The sequence below is a fragment of the uncultured Microbacterium sp. genome (assembly GCF_947632095.1).
Taxonomy (GTDB): domain Bacteria; phylum Actinomycetota; class Actinomycetes; order Actinomycetales; family Microbacteriaceae; genus Microbacterium.
Genome location: NZ_CANROA010000017.1, coordinates 1 through 16,332, shown reverse-complemented (window position 1 = coordinate 16,332; position 16,332 = coordinate 1). Strand labels below are relative to the sequence as shown.

General features: G+C 68.2%; 16 protein-coding genes and 1 pseudogene. 10 read left to right on the top strand and 7 right to left on the bottom strand.

All coding sequences use genetic code 11. The features are described from left to right. Positions 1 to 606 (bottom strand): zinc-binding alcohol dehydrogenase, encoded by a 606-nt coding sequence (locus tag Q0Z66_RS06520; RefSeq protein WP_298039173.1) that lies wholly within the window; start codon positions 604 to 606, stop codon positions 1 to 3. A 78-nt stretch (positions 607 to 684) separates the two neighbouring features. Between Q0Z66_RS06520 and purM the strand changes: the two genes are divergently transcribed. Genes purM through Q0Z66_RS06505 form a run of 3 tightly spaced genes read left to right on the top strand, consistent with a single transcriptional unit; the run spans position 685 to position 4,559 of the window. Further along, positions 685 to 1,803 (top strand): phosphoribosylformylglycinamidine cyclo-ligase, encoded by a 1,119-nt coding sequence (purM, locus tag Q0Z66_RS06515; RefSeq protein ID WP_298039171.1) that lies wholly within the window; start codon positions 685 to 687, stop codon positions 1,801 to 1,803. Between the two features lie 6 nt (positions 1,804 to 1,809). Further along, on the top strand, positions 1,810 to 3,270 hold the full coding sequence (gene purF / locus Q0Z66_RS06510) for an amidophosphoribosyltransferase (RefSeq protein ID WP_298039169.1): 1,461 nt from the start codon (positions 1,810 to 1,812) through the stop codon (positions 3,268 to 3,270). Next, positions 3,267 to 4,559 (top strand): MFS transporter, encoded by a 1,293-nt coding sequence (locus tag Q0Z66_RS06505; protein ID WP_298039167.1) that lies wholly within the window; start codon positions 3,267 to 3,269, stop codon positions 4,557 to 4,559. Before purF ends, Q0Z66_RS06505 begins: the two co-directional genes overlap by 4 nt. 71 nt (positions 4,560 to 4,630) lie before the next feature. Here the strand turns inward: Q0Z66_RS06505 and Q0Z66_RS06500 are convergent, their stop codons facing one another. Continuing rightward, positions 4,631 to 4,819, bottom strand: coding sequence for a DUF3073 domain-containing protein (locus Q0Z66_RS06500; protein WP_298039164.1), 189 nt, complete (start codon positions 4,817 to 4,819; stop codon positions 4,631 to 4,633). Between the two features lie 150 nt (positions 4,820 to 4,969). Here Q0Z66_RS06500 and Q0Z66_RS06495 point away from each other — a divergent pair, with 150 nt between their 5' ends. After that, complete coding sequence (locus Q0Z66_RS06495) at positions 4,970 to 5,512, top strand: universal stress protein (protein WP_298039161.1); 543 nt, start codon at positions 4,970 to 4,972, stop codon at positions 5,510 to 5,512. Here the strand turns inward: Q0Z66_RS06495 and Q0Z66_RS06490 are convergent. From Q0Z66_RS06490 to Q0Z66_RS06480, 3 genes are read right to left on the bottom strand one after another with little or no spacing between them, the layout of a single operon-like run. Continuing rightward, complete coding sequence (locus Q0Z66_RS06490; protein WP_298039158.1) at positions 5,509 to 6,153, bottom strand: hypothetical protein; 645 nt, start codon at positions 6,151 to 6,153, stop codon at positions 5,509 to 5,511. The two genes, Q0Z66_RS06495 and Q0Z66_RS06490, sit on opposite strands and share 4 nt — an antisense overlap. A 58-nt stretch (positions 6,154 to 6,211) precedes the next feature. Further along, a complete protein-coding gene (locus tag Q0Z66_RS06485; protein ID WP_298039154.1) occupies positions 6,212 to 6,853 on the bottom strand; it encodes a PadR family transcriptional regulator in 642 nt (213 codons plus the stop codon). Beyond that, positions 6,850 to 7,689 carry a DUF4097 family beta strand repeat-containing protein gene (locus Q0Z66_RS06480; RefSeq protein ID WP_298039152.1) on the bottom strand — a complete coding sequence of 280 codons (840 nt, stop codon included), beginning with the start codon at positions 7,687 to 7,689 and terminating at the stop codon, positions 6,850 to 6,852. The genes Q0Z66_RS06485 and Q0Z66_RS06480 overlap by 4 nt, the downstream gene beginning before the upstream one ends. 116 nt (positions 7,690 to 7,805) lie before the next feature. Between Q0Z66_RS06480 and Q0Z66_RS06475 the strand changes: the two genes are divergently transcribed. Both Q0Z66_RS06475 and Q0Z66_RS06470 read left to right on the top strand, forming a co-directional pair. Then, a complete protein-coding gene (locus tag Q0Z66_RS06475) occupies positions 7,806 to 8,174 on the top strand; it encodes a hypothetical protein (RefSeq protein ID WP_298039150.1) in 369 nt (122 codons plus the stop codon). 5 nt (positions 8,175 to 8,179) lie between these two features. Further along, a complete protein-coding gene (locus Q0Z66_RS06470; protein ID WP_298039147.1) occupies positions 8,180 to 8,983 on the top strand; it encodes a nitroreductase family protein in 804 nt (267 codons plus the stop codon). A 2-nt stretch (positions 8,984 to 8,985) separates the two neighbouring features. Here Q0Z66_RS06470 and Q0Z66_RS06465 read toward each other — a convergent pair whose 3' ends face one another. Continuing rightward, positions 8,986 to 10,512 (bottom strand): FAD-dependent oxidoreductase, encoded by a 1,527-nt coding sequence (locus Q0Z66_RS06465; RefSeq protein WP_298039145.1) that lies wholly within the window; start codon positions 10,510 to 10,512, stop codon positions 8,986 to 8,988. A 92-nt stretch (positions 10,513 to 10,604) separates the two neighbouring features. On the opposite strand from Q0Z66_RS06465, the gene Q0Z66_RS06460 reads away from it, so the two are divergent. The 3 genes from Q0Z66_RS06460 (at position 10,605) to Q0Z66_RS06450 (ending at position 14,541) form a co-directional block, all read left to right on the top strand. Next, positions 10,605 to 10,973, top strand: a complete 369-nt coding sequence (locus Q0Z66_RS06460) for a CrcB family protein (protein ID WP_298039142.1) — start codon at positions 10,605 to 10,607, stop codon at positions 10,971 to 10,973. Continuing rightward, a complete protein-coding gene (locus Q0Z66_RS06455; protein WP_298039141.1) occupies positions 10,970 to 11,329 on the top strand; it encodes a CrcB family protein in 360 nt (119 codons plus the stop codon). The genes Q0Z66_RS06460 and Q0Z66_RS06455 overlap by 4 nt, the downstream gene beginning before the upstream one ends. 77 nt (positions 11,330 to 11,406) lie before the next feature. Then, a complete protein-coding gene (locus tag Q0Z66_RS06450; protein ID WP_298039138.1) occupies positions 11,407 to 14,541 on the top strand; it encodes an efflux RND transporter permease subunit in 3,135 nt (1,044 codons plus the stop codon). Between the two features lie 43 nt (positions 14,542 to 14,584). Here Q0Z66_RS06450 and Q0Z66_RS06445 read toward each other — a convergent pair whose 3' ends face one another. After that, complete coding sequence (locus Q0Z66_RS06445) at positions 14,585 to 15,481, bottom strand: aldose 1-epimerase family protein (RefSeq protein ID WP_298039136.1); 897 nt, start codon at positions 15,479 to 15,481, stop codon at positions 14,585 to 14,587. A 234-nt stretch (positions 15,482 to 15,715) separates the two neighbouring features. Here Q0Z66_RS06445 and Q0Z66_RS06440 point away from each other — a divergent pair. Next, positions 15,716 to 16,332, top strand: a pseudogene (locus Q0Z66_RS06440) (ATP-dependent helicase); the annotation flags it as partial.

Here is a 16,332-nt window from a genome sequence, read left to right as displayed (position 1 = left end):
TCAGGCGAGTTCGGCGATGATGGGACGGATCGCTGAATCGAAGGCGACCACGTCACGGCGCATGCCGTCGGTGACGGCGACCGTGAGATCTCCGATCCACCAGATGCCGCGCTGCGAGAACGGCAGCACTTGCACATTCAGCTCGAACGAGTGCGCGCGGCGTCCGATGTCCCGCTCGAATTCGGCGATCGCGCTGGCGTAGGCGCGGTAGGCGCCGCCTCCGGTCGCCGTCTTCATCGTCTCGAAGTAGCGCTTGCGGGCCGCGTCGGCGTACTGCTCGGCGGCCGCGGCGAGCGGTGCGATCGCGGTGCGCAACTCTTCCGCGCCGGTTTGGGGCAGTGCGAGATGCGATTCGAAGCCGTCGATGAGCTCGAGCGGCACATCGGAATGATGGGAGCGCGGTTCGACCGTCATGTTCCAGTAGCGCAGCCACTGCTTCTCGAGCCGCTCGGAAGCATCGATCGCGTCGGGCGCGCGCACGGGCAGATCGCGCAGCGTCGGCAGCCCGGAGGGTTCGCGGATTCCGAGCTTCTGGCGCAGGGCGAGCGCGACGAGCACCGGAACCCCGGCATCTTCGCGGATGAGCCACTGCGGCTTGTCGGCCATGGCCCCATCCTAGGGAGGAAGCGCACCGGAGTGGCGGAAGCGGATTTCCCATCGCCTGACGACCGGTAGTCTTATCGCGTGGCTGCCTCTCCCACCAACCCCTATTCCGATGCCGGTGTCGATACTGCTGCGGGTGACCGTGCTGTCGAGCTGATGAAGTCTTCCGTGCGCGCGACGCACGGACCGGAAGTGCTGGGAGGTGTGGGCGGCTTCGCCGGTCTCTTCGACGCGAGCGCGCTGCTGGGCTATACGAAGCCCCTGCTGGCGACGAGCACGGATGGCGTGGGTACGAAGGTCGCGATCGCGCAGGCCATCGATAAGCACGACACGATCGGCCAGGATCTCGTCGGCATGGTCGTCGACGACATCGTCGTGGTCGGGGCGAAGCCCCTGTTCATGACCGATTACATCGCGTGCGGCAAGGTTTTCCCCGAGCGCATCGCCGATATCGTGCGCGGCATCGCCGACGCCTGCTCGGCGACGGGCACGGCCCTCGTCGGCGGTGAGACGGCCGAGCATCCGGGTCTTCTGGGCGTCGACGACTACGACGTCGCGGGTGCCGCGACGGGCATCGTCGAGGCGGATGCCGTTCTCGGCGCCGACCGCGTGAAGGACGGCGATGTGGTGCTGGCGCTGGCTTCCAGCGGTCTGCACTCCAACGGCTATTCGCTCGTTCGTCACATCATCGCGGGTGCGGGGATCGGTTATGGCGACGCCGCGGCCGAGTTCGGCACGACGTGGGGCGAGACGCTCCTCGAGCCGACCCGCCTCTACACGCTTCCCCTGCTCCGCCTGATCGAGAAGCTGGCCGAGGGGTCGGTGCACTCGCTCAGCCATGTCACGGGTGGCGGCATCGCCGCGAACCTCGCCCGCGTGCTGCCGGTCGGCAGCTGGGCCGAGGTCGACCGGTCGACGTGGGCGCCGAGCCCGGTCTTCCAGGTGCTCAGCGACATCTCGGGCACGAAGCTGACCGAGACCGAGGGCACGTGGAACCTGGGCATCGGTTTCCTCGCGGTCATCGATCAGAGCCAGAAGGATGCCGCGATCGCGGCGTTGGCGGCCGAGGGCATCGACGCCTGGCAGGTCGCGACGGTCGGCATGGGTGCACGCCCGGCCGGAGAGTTCGAAGAGGGCGCCAAGGGCGTCGATGGTGGAGCTGTGCGCCTGATCGGCGCATATGCGGACGGAGTGAAGTAACACCCCATGTGCGGAATCGTCGGAGTGGTCGCAGGCGGCCCGGTCAACCAGGACATCTACGACGCACTGCTGCTTCTGCAGCATCGGGGGCAGGATGCCACGGGCATCGCGACCGCCGAGCCGAGCGGCGTCATGCACGTCACGAAGGCCGAGGGCATGGTGCGCGAGGCCTTCCGCACGCGCGACATGCGCTCGCTGCTCGGAAACGTGGGTCTCGGTCACGTGCGCTACGCCACGAAGGGCACGGCCTCCAGCGAGGAGGAGATGCAGCCGTTCTATGTGAACGCGCCCTACGGCATCGTCCTCATCCACAACGGCAACCTCACCAACACGCGTGAGCTCACGGCAGACATGGCCAAGGAGTACCGTCGCCACCTGAACTCCTCGAGCGACACCGAGCTGCTGCTCAATGTTCTCGCCGGTGAGCTGCAGCGCACGACGAGCGATGTCGACCTCGACCCCGAGCGCATCTTCGAGGCCGTCGCGGGCACGAACGAGCGCATCGAGGGCGCCTATGCCGTGATCGCCGTGATCGCCGGCTACGGTCTGCTCGCGTTCCGCGACCCGCACGGCATCCGTCCTCTGATCCTCGGCCGCCGTGACGGCGCCGCGGGCAAGGACGAGTGGATCGTGGCGAGCGAGTCGCTCGTGCTCGAGAACGGCGACTACGAGGTCGTGCGCGAGGTTGCTCCCGGTGAGGCGATCTTCATCACCGATGAGGGCGAGCTGCACACCCGTCAGTGCGCGAAGGACGCGCAGCTGTTCCCGTGCGCCTTCGAGTACGTCTACCTGGCTCGTCCCGACTCGACCATGAACGGCATCGCCGTGTACGAGTCGCGTCTGCGCATGGGGGAGCGCCTGGCCGACACGATCGCGAAGCACGTTCCGCGCGAGAAGATCGACGTCGTCATGCCGATCCCCGACTCGGCGCGCCCTTCGGCCATGGAGGTCGCCCGCAAGCTCGGCATCGAGTACCGCGAGGGCTTCTACAAGAACCGCTATGTCGGCCGCACCTTCATCATGCCCGGACAGGCCGTTCGCAAGAAGAGCGTTCGTCAGAAGCTCAATGCGATGTCGACCGAGTTCCAGGGCAAGAACGTGCTGCTGATCGACGACTCGATCGTGCGCGGCACGACGAGCAAGCAGATCATCCAGATGGCGCGGGATGCCGGTGCGAAGTCGGTCACCTTCGCCTCTGCCGCACCGCCCGTGCGCTACCCGCACGTCTACGGCATCAACATGCCCTCGAAGCATGAGCTGATCGCCCACGGCCGCACGATCCCGGAGATCGCCGAGGAGCTGGGCGTCGACCACCTCGTCTACCAGGAGGTCGAAGACCTCAAGGCGGCGATCATCGACGGCTCGGATGTCACCGACCTCGACATGAGCTGCTTCGACGGTCGCTATGTGACCGGAACCATCACTCAGGAGTACCTCGACTGGGTGGAGAGCACGCAGACGTCGTGACGGCTCCGCGGCCGCTGGCGAGAGGACGCATCCTCGCACTGCTGGGAATCCTGCTGTGCGCGTTCTCCCTGCGCTCGGCGGTCGCGTCGCTGTCGCCGCTGCTCGATTACGTCGCGGCGGACTTCGCCGTCTCGGCGGTCGTGCTGGGCCTCATCGGCACGGCGCCGCCGGTGTGCTTCGCGATCTTCGGCCTGTGCACGCCCCTGCTGGAGCGCCGGTTCGGCCTCGAACGGGTCACGGTTCTCGCGCTCACCGCCATCGCCGCGGGGCTCGTGCTGCGCGGTTTCGCCGGTGGCTCGCTGTCATTGCTGTTCACGACCGCGCTGATCTTCGCCGGTGTGGGTATGGGCAATATCCTTGTGCCGCCGCTCGTGAAGAAGTACTTCGCCGATCGCATCGGCGTGATGCTGACGCTGTACACGACGGCCATGGCCGTCTCGACGGTGCTGCCGCCGCTGGTCGCGGTGCCGGTGGCGGATGCTGCGGGCTGGCGGGTTTCGCTGGGGCTGTGGGGCGTGTTCGCGCTGGCGGGGATCGTGCCGTGGGTGCTCATGCTCGCAACGGGTCGGACGGCGGGCCTCCCGGCGGGGGCCGCTGCTCGCGGGACTGAGGCTGCCGATGCTGACCCCGCGGTGCTGTCGACCGGCCCGATCGCGGTCGCGCCGACGAGCTCGCGCCTCTTCGCGCGTCTGCTGCGCCTGCCGCTCGCCTGGTCGATCGCGGTCGTGTTCAGCACGTCGTCGATCATGGCCTATGTCGCATTCGCGTGGCTGCCGTCGATGGTGTCGGAGATCGCGGGCGTCTCGGCGGTGGAGGCGGGTCTTCTGCTGTCGCTCTTCGCCGTGATGGGACTTCCGGCGTCGTTGCTCGTGCCGGTGCTCGTCGTGCGGTTCCAGGCCACCCGCCCCGTCTACGCGGTGGGGTCGATCGCCGGCCTCCTGGGCGTTCTGGGACTGCTGCTCTGGTCGAATCCGGTCACCGTGTGGTTGTGGACGGGGCTCTTCGGCATCGTCGGCGTCATGTTCCCGCTCGCGCTCGTGCTCATCAGCATCCGTTCACGCACGCCCGAGAGCGCCGTCGTGCTGAGCAGTTTCGTGCAGAGCGTCGGTTACGTGATCGCGGCGGGCTTCCCGCTTGTCGTGGGCGTGCTCCATGAGGCGACGGGGAGCTGGCGGGTGCCCCTGCTGGTGATTCTGGGCGTCCTGATCGTCTCGATCCCGTTCGGTTTCATCGCCGGCAGTCGGCGCACGGTCGAGGAGGAGTGGGAGCGGCGTCACGGACGCTGGTGAGCGACATGTCCGTTCCGGGGCACGACAAAGACCCCGCTACCGAAGTGGCGGGGTCAACGGTCGAGAAAGGACTAGGCCTTCTCGAGCTCGTCTTCGTCTTCGTCTGCGTACTGATCCGCCCACTTGTCGACGTAGGCGTCTTCGTCGTCGGACGGATTCGCCAGTTCGCGCTCCAGTGCGGAGTAGTTCACCGACGGGCTATATGCCTTGAGTTCCCGGGCGATCTTTGTGTGTTTCGCCTTCTGACGGCCACGGCCCATGCGCGAGACCCCCTAACGAGTTGAGCTGTCGAACGGGCTGGCGTTCGCAGCGTTTCACGACACCGGCGTGCAGCCGGTAAGAGTAGCATTCAGGATAGCACGAGGGCCAGGTCCTCTGGCCTTCGCACGCACGCGAAGGGACTGATTCTCATGGTGGACACGACCTCCCCGACGCCCGATGAGGCTGCCGAGAATTCGGTCCTGCAAAAAGCCGTGATCGTCGGCCTCCAGCCCGGGCAGGCCCCGCATGTTCTTTCCGAGGCGGCGCGCTTCGCGCGGCTGCTCAGCGCGCCGCTGGTCATCGTTCATGTCGACGTGACGCGATTCGTCACCTATGAGGACCCCGACGGCTATGTGCACTCCGCGCCGATCGATCTGAACCGGGAAGCGGGGGTCGCCGATTTCGACGATGTGCGGGCCGCTGCCGCGTCCGCACTGGAGGGCTCCGGGCTGACCTGGACCGCCCGCCAACTCGTGGGGGATCCGGCCCTGGCGATGAAGCAGCTGGCGAACACCCTCGATGCGCAGCTCATCGTCGTCGGCACCCGCAAGCGCGGGCTGGGGGAGTCGATCCGTGAGTTCTTCACCGGTTCGGTCGCCGCGCGGCTGGCGCATCGTCAGCACCGCTCTGTGCTCGTGGTGCCTCTCGAGGAGTCGGTGCCCGACGACCAGAGTGAGATTTGGGCGGATTAGCGGCGCGGCTCGGGCGCCGGTTGCGCTGAGAGCAACGTCAGCACGCATGCGGCGATCAGCGCGAGGCTGAGAAGACCCAGCAGGATCGGTTCGGTGGGCAGCTCGGTGGTGAACTGCAACCGGTGGAACAGGGTCGACAGGCTCGCGTTGGTGCCGAGGAGGCCGGCCAGGATGCCCGCGCTGGCGCCGGTGATCCGTACCCAGGGGGTGCGGGTGAGGAAGCCGGCCATCAGGAGTCCGATCGTCGCGAGCAGGAGAATCGTCAGGCCGGGCGAATCACCCGCTGAGGTCTCGGTGTTGTGGAGGGGGAAGCCCGCATCCACCGGGCGGAGAATGGCTCCGGGCAGGAACAGGCAGAGGAGCATGAGCACCGCGGCGGCGGGAGCGATGTACGTGGACGCCCCGATGAGCCGGGGGATCAGCGGAATCGGGCCGGCGGGCGCCGTGGCCTGCTGGGGAACGCGCAAAGAGGGCAGATGCTGCTGGATGTGCGCGGCCAGGGCGGGGTAGCAGTTCGGGTGCGCGAGGATCATCGACCAGAGGTCGGGGCGGGCTGTGGCCACAGCGCCGAGCGTCGCGCTGGGGATGTTCGGGTCGAGAAGATCAGCGGCGGTGCAGGTGGACGGTTCCAGCGTGATCATCGTCATCCCTCGAGGTCGCCCGGCGGATCTCGCCGGCGCCGCTGGTCACCTTAGCGACTCAGCGGTCACCGCCGTTGAGGGCCTGTGCAAACTCGGATGCCGCGGCATCCAGCGCCTGTTCGAGAGCCGTCACGGACTCGGCGCTGAGAGCTCCGCCGTGCGCCACATGCGTGCGCATGTCGGTGCGGATGCGGACGCGAAAACCGTTCACCGCCGCATCCGCGCGCTGCATCCGCTCCCGGCTGGTGAGTCGCTCACCGTTCAACGGCGTCGATGCGGGGCGTGCTCGCGTGTGGCTCTTCGCCTGTGCGCGCTCGTCGTGCGCGGCCGCGGCGAGGTCGGCGCGCAGCGTCTTCATCGCCTGCTGCACGCTCTGGCGCACTTCGCTGGCGATCAGGCGCACAGAATCGGCGAGACCCGATTCGATTCCGGCGAGGTCGCCCTCGCGTGCGGCGAGTTCTGCGCGACCCGCATCGGTGATGGCGTAGATGGTCGTGCGGCCCTCGACGGTCTTGGAGACGAGACCCTCATCCTCGAGCTTCGCCAGGCGCGGGTAGATCGTGCCGGCACTGGGCGTGTACGTGCCGCCGGTGCGCTCGGTCAGCGCCTGAATGATTCCGTAGCCGTGCTGCGGAGACTCGGCGAGCAGCGACAACAGGTACAGGCGCAGGTCGCCGTGCGAGAAGACTGCGGGGCTCATGAGTCCCACTCCGCGTCGTCGGCGATGGTCTTCAGCGGGCGGCGGAGCACGGTGGTGTCGCCGGACACCGAATTGCTGTGGATGTCGACGAAGGAGCCGGCGAGTTCGCCGACCGAGCCGGTGTAGCTGACCGGCTTCGAGCCGCCGCGATCGATGCCGTCGAGCATGATGCCGCCGCTCATCGATCGGATGACGTAGTTGGCCGGCAGAGTCTCCTCGAGGCGGATCGTGCTGTCGCCGGAGATGGTGTTCAGAGTGATGGCGTTCACGGCTCCCGCGGCATCGACCCACACGGCACCGGACACCGTGTCGACCACGGCCTTTCGTACGGAGCCGGTCAGTGAGACATCGCCGGAGACGCTGTTCGCCGTGGCGGATCCGGTCAGGCCTCGCACCTGCATGTCGCCGGAGACGGAGTTGAGCGAGAGGTCGCCCTGGTGGGTGTCGACGATGATCTCGCCGGACACGGTGTTCAGGCGGGCGTCGTTCGCGAGCCCGGAGACGAGTGCGCCGGCGCTCACGACCCCGAGGGTGAGGGCGATGCCGCGCGGGACCGCGATGCTGATCTCGGCGCGGGGACCACCGGATCCGAAGTTGCGGAACACCTCGAGGAAGTTGTCCCAGCCGAGCTGCGGGTGGTCGATCTCGATCTGGGTGCCGTCGGATTCGATGCGCAGGTCTTTCACGGTCACGCCGTGCACCTCGATGCGGATGCCGGGTTCGTCGTGCGCGATGACATCGACCTGGCCTCCGACGAGGCCGACCTTGAGCCGTGCGGCCTGCGCGATGTCGATGACGCGTTCCTCGCCGGGGGCGATGAGCCACTTCTCGGGCATGGTGCTCTCCTCGATCGGGCGATATCGAGATATATCGCGTTGAGGAACACTAACACGATATATCGCGAGTCTGTCAAGGGGTGTGCGCCTCCATGCCGAGGGCATAGGGTCGACGCATGATCCGGCACCGCAGCCTGAGGACCGCAGCGCCGCTGTTCGCGGCAGCGGCCGGCGCTTATGCCGCGAACTGTGCCCTGGGCGCCTCCGTCGCCGTCCGTCTCATCGACACGAGCGGTTTCCGATGGCTGCACCATGCTCTCTACATCGTGACGTGTACGACATCGGCCGTGGCCGTCGGTGCGGGCCTCGCATCCCGGTCGTCCGCCGCGCGGAATGCGGCTCTGCTGCTCATGCCGGCGGCCGTGCCGCTGACGGCGATCGCCCGGGTCGGCGCCCGGACTCGGCGGCATCCCCTCATCGCGCTGGGCGCCGCACCCTTCTTCCTCGCGGCCGTCATCCGGTCGTGCCGACCCGATCGGAAGTGAACAGTATGGAACTGCTCGATGCCATCCGCCGCCGCAAGACCACCAACGGGGCGTTCCTGCCCGATGCGGTCTCCGAGGAGCATCAGCGCATCCTGCTCGAGGCCGCCGGGCGCGCACCCTCGCAGTTGAACAGCCAGCCGTGGCGGTTCGTGGTGATCGAGGACCGTGGCACGATCGCCGACATCGCCCGCATCTCGGGCGAGAGCATGACCGAGGTGATGTCGAACGGCACCTTCTTCGAACGGTACAAGCCCTACTTCCGGTTCTCGCAGGCCGAGATGGATGAGAAGCGCAGCGGGATGCTGTTCGACAAGCTGCCCGCCGCGCTCCGGCCCTTCACCGGCCAGGTGTTCACCAAACGAGGGCAGAAGCTCATGAACGCGCTGGGCGTGCCGAAGACCCTCGGAGCGGAGAACCGCAAGCTCGTCGCCGGTTCGCCTCTGCTGCTGGGCGTCATGCTCGATCGCGGCGAATACCGGCCGGGGCAGCTGTCCTCGTTCTACTCCGTGTTCAGCATGGGGGCCGCGATGGAGAACATCTGGTTGACGACGGTGGAGCTCGGCATAGGAATCCAGTTCATCTCGTTCCCCATGGAGTCGCCGGGGCGGTGGGAGGAGATCGTGCGGATGCTGGGTGTGCCCGACGACCTGGAGCTCATGGCCGTCTACCGCCTCGGATATCTGCCGCCCGAGCAGCGCCGGCCCGCGATCGACTGGACCAGCAGTCAGCGCAGACTCGCCTCGCAGTACGTGTTCCGCGAGACGTGCGCGACGCAGCAGCAGGGGTGGGACGCACCGCTCGGAGGATGATCTCACTCATCGGAGGTGCGGGGGATCTGCGGCAGATCCTTCACCGCGGGGCCCTCGATGCGGGTGCCGTCCGCGGCGAAGCGTGACGCGTGCAGAGGGCAGTCCCACGTGCACTCGGCGTCGTTCCAGGAGAGCACGCCGCCGAGGTGCGGACAGATCGCGTCGACTCCGCGCGTGACGCCGTCGACGGTCGAGATACCCACCAGGCGGATGCCCGAGCGGGCCACGACGCCTTCGCCCTCGGCCGGACGTGCGACGGGAACCGGTTGTGCGGCATCCGCCCACCCCGATGTCATCCGGACCGCGACCCTTCCGCCCTCGGCGATGCCGCGGCCGATGTCGGAGGGCACTGTCAGACGGGTGCCGATCGCCCGCATCCACTCCGCGCGGTCACCGAGCGGGTCGCCGAGGATCTCGGCGGTCAGCCGCAGCGCCGCCGCGGGCGCGTTCGACAGGCCCCACTTGGCGTAGCCGGTCGCGAGACGGATGCGGCCGAGGCCGCGCGGCAGCGCCCCGACGAAGGGGATGAGATTGTGTGATTCGTAGTCCTGGGCCGACCAGCGGTGCGTCTCCTCCGCGCCGGGGAAGTGCCGCCTGGTCCAGTGCGCCAGCTCGTCGAGGCCGGCGGCCTCATGCGGTTCCCGGCCGACCGGATGCCCGTTGCCGCCGACGATCAGGTTCGCGGCGTCGGCGGGGCCGTCGCCGGGCGAGACCGGGCGGATCGAGTGCGTATCACCATCGACCGAGATGTAGGTCTGTGCGGGTACGTCGCCGGGCACTCGGAACGAAACGCACCAGGAGCGCTGCCCGCGCACCTTCGCGAAGTACAGCCCGCGGTCGAGGATCGGGGTTCCGGTGGCCAGCACGATGTGCGGGGCGAACAGCGGTCCCTGTGCTGTCTCGATGCGCGACTCCGGCAGCGCGCGTGCGCCGGTCACCCGGACGCCCGTGTGAAGTCGCCCGCCCGTCGCGATGAGCTCCTGGGCCAGGGCCGCCACGAGCGCCATCGGATCGATCGTCACCTGGTCATCGAGCGCGACGGCGCCCGCCACGGGGAACGGCAGCTCGCGGACGTCGCTGCCCGCCAGCATCCGCGCCGGCAGACCCGCCTCGCGGGCCGCCTCATAGGTGCGGCGGATGCTGTCGAGCCCGGACCTGCCCGACGCGTAGGCGTGATCGCGGCGCCGGGTGAACGGGACTCCGGCCTGCTCGGCGAAGGCGAGCATCCACCGCATGCCGGACCGGTTCGCGTCGACGTACGCGCGCACGAGACCCGCCGGATGCTGACGGCGGATCTCGCCGAGGCGGTCGCTCTGCAGGAGGGAGAGCTTGCCGGTGTTCGAGCCCGATGCCAGCTCTCCGGGGGATCCGGCCTCGACGACCGCGACGTCGAGGCCGCGGCGTGCGAGCATCACGGCGGTGCTGAGACCGGTGAGGCCGGCGCCGACGACGATCGCATCGTGGCGTTCGCCGGGAACGAACGGCGAACCGGCGGGAGCGGATGGGGCGATCTTCCACAGCGAGGTCATGCGCCCACTCAACGTGCTCCGCCCCGATGGGCCCAGTGCCTTGACAGCGCGCGCGGGCATCGTGAGTCGGATGCCGCGACTACAGTGGCGACGTGACCCTTCGCCGCTTGCTGCTCGTGATGTGCGGCGGGATGCTGGGAACCGCGGCGCGCCTGGGGATCGCAATCCTCGTCCCGGATGTCGGCGGGATGCCGCTCGCGACGCTGATCGTCAACGTGCTCGGTGCCCTGCTGATCGGCGTGCTCGCCGCACGGCTGACCGGTTCCTCCGATGCGCGGACATTCCTCGGCGCCGGGGTGCTCGGCGGCTTCACGACCTACAGTGCATTCGCGGTCGGTACTGCCGCCCTCGATCTCCTCCCGGCGATCGCGTACGCGGCGCTCACCCTGGCGCTCGGCATCGTCGCGGCCGCGACGGGTCTGCGCATCGGCCGATCCGGCGAGCGGGGGAGAGGGCGGTGAGCGTCGTCGTCTTCCTGCTCGCCTGCATCGCCGGCGGGTTCGGAGCGGGGTTGCGATACCTCGTCGACGTCGGCGTGATGGCGATCACCCGCGGCCGGTTCCCCTGGGGGATCATCGTCGTCAACATCACCGGGTCCTTCGCTCTCGGAGTCGTGACGGCGTCCCTCCCCGAAGCCGTGTTCATCGTCGGTGCGGGTCTCCTCGGCGGCTACACGACCTTCAGCACGTCGGCGCTCGACGCCGTCGCCCTCTGGCGCGACGGGGAGCGCCCGGCATCCGTCCTGCAGATCGGCGTGACGCTCGTCGCATCCGTCATCGCGGCGTTCGCCGGCCTCGCCCTCGGCGGTCTGCTCTGACGTTCCCAGCCCGCTGAATGCCCGCTGTGAAAGACTGAGCCCGACCCCTTAAGCGCCTCACGATCGAGAGTCTCCCCGTGTCGAAACTCGCTGTCCTCAGCCTCCGCAATCGCGCGCTGATCGCCCTCATCACGATCGTCGCCGCCGTTTTCGGCGGCCTCGCGCTGACGAACCTCAAGCAGGAGCTCATCCCCTCGCTCGAGCTGCCCGCGCTGATCGTCATGTCGACCTACCCCGGAGCATCCCCCGAGGTCGTTGAGAACGATGTCTCCACGCCGGTCGAAGGCGCCATCCAGGGCGTGCCCGGGCTCGAATCGACGAGCGCCACGAGCACGACGAACGCATCGATCATCCAGGCCACCTTCGCCTACGGCGAGAACCTCGCCACCGCCGAGCAGAAGATGCAGCAGGCGATCAACCGCATCTCCTCGGCCCTGCCCGACGGCGTCGAGCCCCAGGTATTCGCGCTCTCGCTCGACGACCTGCCGGTCATCCAGATCGCCGTCAGCGGACTCGGCGACGCCGAAACCGCCCAGACCGATCTCGACAACGTCGTCCTCCCCACGATCGAGGACGTCGACGGTGTGAACGCGGCGCAGGTCATCGGCGGCATCGCACAGCGCATCACGATCACCCCGGACGCGGCGAAGCTCGCCGCAGCCGGCCAGAGCACGCAGGCCATCAGCTCGGCGCTGCAGCAGAACGGCACACTGTTCCCCGGTGGAGACATCACCGAGAACGGCGAGACGCTCACCGTTCAGACCGGTGAGAAGATCACCTCGATCGACGCGATCGCGGCCCTCCCGATCGTCGGGACGGATGCCACGATCGGCGACGTCGCGACGGTCGCGCTCGACACCGAGCCGATCTCCTCGATCTCGCGCGTGAACGGCGAGGACGCGCTGTCCGTAGCGATCACGAAGCTCCCCGCGGCGAACACCGTCGAGGTCTCCGACGGCATCCTCGCGGCCCTCGACGAGCTGCGCGAGACGTTCCCCGACGCCGAGTTCACGGTCGTCTTCGATCAGGCGCCGTTCATCGTGCAGTCGATCGAGACGCTCGCCACCGAAGGCCTGCTCGGCCTCGTCTTCGCCGTGATCGTCATCCTCGTATTCCTCATGTCGATCCGCTCGACGATCGTCACCGCGATCTCGATCCCCACGAGCGTGCTCATCACCTTCATCGGGCTGCAGGCCTTCGGCTACTCGCTGAACATCCTCACCCTCGGTGCGCTCACCATCGCGATCGGACGCGTCGTCGACGACTCGATCGTCGTGATCGAGAACATCAAACGCCACTACGTCGGCGACGCCGACAAGGGCGATGCGATCCGTCTCGCCGTGCGCGAGGTCGCCGCGGCCATCACCGCGTCGACCATCACCACGGTCGCCGTGTTCCTGCCGATCGTGTTCGTCGGCGACATGGTCGGTGAACTGTTCCGGCCGTTCGCGATGACCGTCACGATCGCGATGGTCGCCTCCCTCCTCGTGTCGCTCACGATCGTCCCGGTGCTCGCGTACTGGTTCCTCAAGCCCGGCGCCGAACTCGTCGGCGCCGACGGCGCGGTCATCGACCCGGAGCATCCGGATGCCCCGCCGACCAAGCTGCAGCGCGCCTACCGGCCGATCCTCGCCTGGACCCTCAAGCACTCCGCGCTCACCGTCGTGCTGTCGGTGCTCGTGCTGGTCGCGACCGGCGGCGCGGCGACGCTGATGAAGGTCAACTTCCTCAGCGACACCGGCCAGAACACCATGACCGTCACGCAGGATCTCGGCCCCACCGCGAGCCTCGAGACGAAGGATGCCGCAGCCCTCGTCGTCGAAGAGGCGCTCGAGGGCATCGACGGCATCGAGGCGATGCAGGTATCGGTCGGATCCAGCGGATCCGCTCTCATGGACTCGTTCTCCGGCGGCGCCGGAGTGACCTACTCGATCACCACCTCGGCCGACGTCGACCAGGAGCAGCTGCGCGCCGACGTGCTCGACGCCGTCGCCGACCTCGAAGACGTCGGCGAGATCGGTGTCAGCGCTGCGGCCGGCTTCGGATCCAGCGACATCGAGGTCAACATCACGGCACCGAACGGTGATGCGCTCGACGAGGCGACCGCCGCGGTCGTCGCCGAGCTCGACGGGCGCGACGGCATCGGTCAGGTCACCGACAACCTCGCCGCATCCCTGCCCTACATCGCCGTCGCCGTCGATCGTGACGAGGCGGCTCTGCGCGGACTGTCGGAGGTCGCCGTCGGACAGCTCGTCTCCAGCACGATGCGTCCGCAGCAGATCGGCTCCATCGAGATCGACGACAGCTCGCTGACGGTGTACCTGGCAGCATCCGAGCCGCCGGCGACCATCGCCGAACTGCGTGAACTCGCCATCCCGACGCCTCTGGGCATCATCCGACTCGCGGACATCGCCACGGTCGAGGAGCGCGAGGGGCCGACCTCGATCACGACCCAGCAGGGCCGACGCACCGCGACGGTGACCGTGCCCCCGGCATCCGACAACCTGGCCACCGCCACGGTCTCGGTCACCGCAGCGCTGGAAGCCGTCGACCTCCCCGATGGCGCCAGCGCCGAGATCGGCGGCGTCGCCACGCAGCAGGCCGACTCGTTCTCGCAGCTCGGACTCGCGATGCTCGCGGCGATCCTCATCGTCTACATCGTCATGGTCGCGACCTTCAAGTCGCTGCGTCAGCCGTTGCTGCTGCTCATCTCGGTGCCGTTCGCCGCGACCGGCGCGGTGCTGCTGCAGCTCGTCACGGGCCTGCCGCTGGGTGTCGCATCGCTCATCGGAGTGCTGATGCTCATCGGCATCGTCGTTACCAACGCGATCGTGCTCGTCGACCTCGTCAACCAGTACCGCGAGAAGGGGCTGTCGACCATCGACGCGGTGAAGGCCGGTGGCGAGAAGCGTCTGCGCCCCATCCTCATGACAGCACTCGCGACGATCTTCGCGCTCGCGCCCATGGGCCTCGGCATCACCGGGCACGGCGGGTTCATCTCGCAGCCGCTCGCGATCGTCGTGATCGGCGGCCTCGTGTCGTCGACCGTGCTCACGCTCGTCGTGCTGCCGACGCTCTACAACCTCGTCGAAGGCGCCAAGGAGCGTCGCGCCGCACGCAACCAGGGCGCGGATGCTGTGGACGAGGCTCCGGTCGAGGAGCAGCCCGACCACGCGCTGACCCGCCGCGAGCTGCGCGAGCAGCAGGACTGAAAACGTCGGCGCCCCGCCATGCGGGGCGCCGACGAAATCGGCATCAGCTCAGTTCGACGCCCCAGCTGAGGCTCCACGTCTCGCCGGGGGCGAGACGACGGATGCCGAGACCGCTGTTGAGACCGTCGGCCGGAGCCGTCATCGGCTCGATCGCGACCGCGAGCTGCTGACCGGGATAGCCGGTCGTCGTGTAGACCTGCACGAAATCGAACCCCTCGCCCTGCCACAGAGCGACCGTGCGGCCATCGGGCGCTGTCAGGGTGCTGCGCGCACGGCCATCGGCATCACGGCGCAGATCGGCGAAGCCCGTGTCGAGCGTGACATCGCCGAGGCGGATGCCGTCGCGCAGATCCTGCGGAGCGGGAGACGTGCCCGTCGGCAGCAGACGGTCATCGACATCGAAAAGGGTGTCTGCCGGCACCGTCAGCACGAGATCGTGCGGATCGACGTCGCCGATCGTGACGAACGGGTGCGTTCCCAGGGCGACAGGAGCCGCAGCATCCGACCGGTTCGTCAGCGTGTGCGTGACCTCGATGCCCGCATCCGTCAGCGCATAGGTCACGGTCGTCGCGATCTCGTACGGGTAGCCGGACTGCGGGTGGATCGTCGCGCTCAGAGTCGCCGCAGCATCCGTCTGCTCGATCTCATAAGCGGTGAAGCGCAGCAATCCGTGGCTGGCGTTGTTCATCGCCGGCTCCGTGACGGCGAGGTGACGGCTCGCCCCCTCGTCATCCCAGATGCCGTCGCGCACCCGGTTCGGCCACGGCGCGAGCACCACGCCCGAGCAGGACGGAGTCGCAACGTTCTCGGGGTAGCGGGCGACGAGGTCGACACCATCGACCGCGAGAGCGCGCAGGGATGCTCCGACCTGAGCGATCTGCGCCGTGACGGCGCCGCGGGAAAGACGGATCTGGAAACCGGTGGGGGAGAGCGAAGTCACCCCGCAATCGTACGGGGGTCTTTCCCAGGTGAGTGCCCTAAGCTCGTCAGGTCGGCTTCGGGCACCCGCGATCGCGCGGGCGTTTGATACTCAGTGTGAGCCCAGGGGCCGATGGTTCATAAACCATCACATGAATGGCCCCGGCCGACGAATGCCCGGGTATGTCTGCCCTGCGCTGATCTCTGCGCGCCGGAGCGGGCGCTGTTCTCGTGTCAGAGACAGTCAGGAATACCCATGCCTAAGAGTGGCAAGCCCAAGGGCGGACGTCCGTCCCAGAACTTCGAACCCCGCTACGCGAAGAAGACGTCGTTCCACGACCGTCACAACGGTGGCCGTCCCGCGTCGCGCGGCGACAGCGCCGAGACGGGCGAGCGCAGCTTCGACCGCCGTCCGGGCAGCAAGAGCCCGAACCACCGCGGATACCGTCCCGCCGAAACCGACAGCGGCGCACCCAAGCAGCGCTGGAGCAACGAGCAGCGCGCCGGTCGCGACGAAGCCCGCGGCATCCGTGGCGACCGTCCCCGCTACAACAACGACCGGCCGTCGTTCGATCGCAACGACCGCGGTGGCGAGCGCCGCTTCGACGACCGTCCCCGTCGCGATGAGCGCGGAGGCGACCGTCCCCGTTTCAACGGCGACCGTAATGAGCGTCCGGCGTTCAACCGTGACCGCAACGAGCGTCCCCGTTTCAACAACGACCGTCCGTCGTTCAACCGCGATGACCGTGGTGGCGAGCGTCCCCGTTTCAACGGTGACCGCAACGAGCGTCCCCGCTTCAACAACGACCGTCCGTCGTTCAACCGCGATGACCGTGGTGGCGAGCGTCCCCGTTTCAACGGTGACCGCAACGA